General features: G+C 44.6%; 1 protein-coding gene. It reads right to left on the bottom strand.

What is annotated here, in order from left to right:
• The coding region (locus J4E76_RS20720) for a PA14 domain-containing protein (RefSeq protein ID WP_236017571.1) at positions 1–1,501 on the bottom strand (1,501 nt) is incomplete at both ends.

The raw sequence follows: 1,501 nt of genomic DNA on the forward strand, positions 1-1,501 counted from the left end.
CAGCATCTAGATTGAATTGATTGTTATTGCCAATACCGCTGGTAGAGCAGTTGAAAGACTGCCCTCTCATGATTGAAAAGGGCACAGGTATTTTAATTGGACTGCTCACACTGGAATACTCCAGGGTAAGCTGGCGGTTTCCGCTATTTTCGAAATACTCCACCTTAATTTTGTGGTAGCCAGCAGTTAGTGCGACTGATGCGGATTTTTCAGAGTAGGAGTGTGGAAAGTCGTGGTCTACGATTTCTACATCATCGATAAAGAGTTTGCTTCCATCATCAGAGCCAAGATAGAAGGTGTAAGTATCGCTATTGGTCAGTAAGATGTCTCCGGTAAACCGAATGGAGAAGTCAATGATATCGCCAGGCGAATTGGCTTGCTGTAGTGCAGATACGTCAAAGTTGGCAGTCAGGGCTATGTTGTTGGCTCCTGTAGTAGGTATATTGTCAACGGTACTACCTGAGGGCAGTAGGTTATAGAACTCATAGGTGAGCATACCCACTATTTCACAATATTCTTCGGTATCTAAAATACCATCATTGTCATCGTCAAGGTCGATGCTGTTAACAATGCCATCATTGTCGTAATCATCGGCAGCCTGAAAGCAATCGCCATTTCCGGCAGGGTCTCGATAATCTAAACCACCGGCTGCGCAAGCCAAATAATCATTGTCAAGGTCTAAGAACAATGTGATTTGACTATCTCCCTCTAGGTTGCCACTGGGGTGGTAAAAGTCGTCTGGCCCATGAAGATTATCTAATCCGTTTACGCCTATGACACCATCAGTTTTACCATCGTTGTTACCATCAGTAAGTAGTCCTGTAGATTCATCAATATCAAAAATGCCGTCATTATCCGAATCAAGATCTAGGTAGTCAGGGTTGTCCGTGCCATCCTTGTTAAAGGGGCTCATCAGTGCCGTACCTCCATTGTCGGTATCATAGGCGTCATCAATACCGTCATTGTCAGTATCATTTGAAGTAATGTCGATATAGCCTGCAGTGCTTTGGAACTCTATGTGATCGGGTATACCATCATTGTCACTATCTAAATCAATACGGTTTTGAAAGGTATCTCCATCCGAGTCTGGGTCAGTCAGGGCGGTACCACCATTATCCGGATCAAAGGCATCAGCCCAGCCGTCCAAATCAGTTTGTTGTAGGGGTGTGTCGACAATTCCATTACCATCGGTATCAACACCACCTGCTTCTATTATATCTACAATTCCGTCATTGTCACTGTCCAGATCTAGTCTATTGTCAAGTCCATCTTGGTCTAAGTCATCATAAGAAAGTGCTGTTCCGCCATTATCAGAATCGAAAAAATCTGACCAACCGTCACCGTCAGTATCAGTGAAAGTACCGTCTATTAATCCATCCCCATTGCTGTCTGCTCCACCGGTTTCCACATAATCTATGATGCCGTCATTGTCACTATCCCGATCTATTCTGTTTTCGATGCCGTCATTATCAGTATCTATGGCCGCGAGCGGAGTGCCGCC

Origin of the sequence: Roseivirga sp. E12, assembly GCF_017592825.1 — a bacterium.
Taxonomy (GTDB): Bacteria; Bacteroidota; Bacteroidia; order Cytophagales; family Cyclobacteriaceae; genus Roseivirga.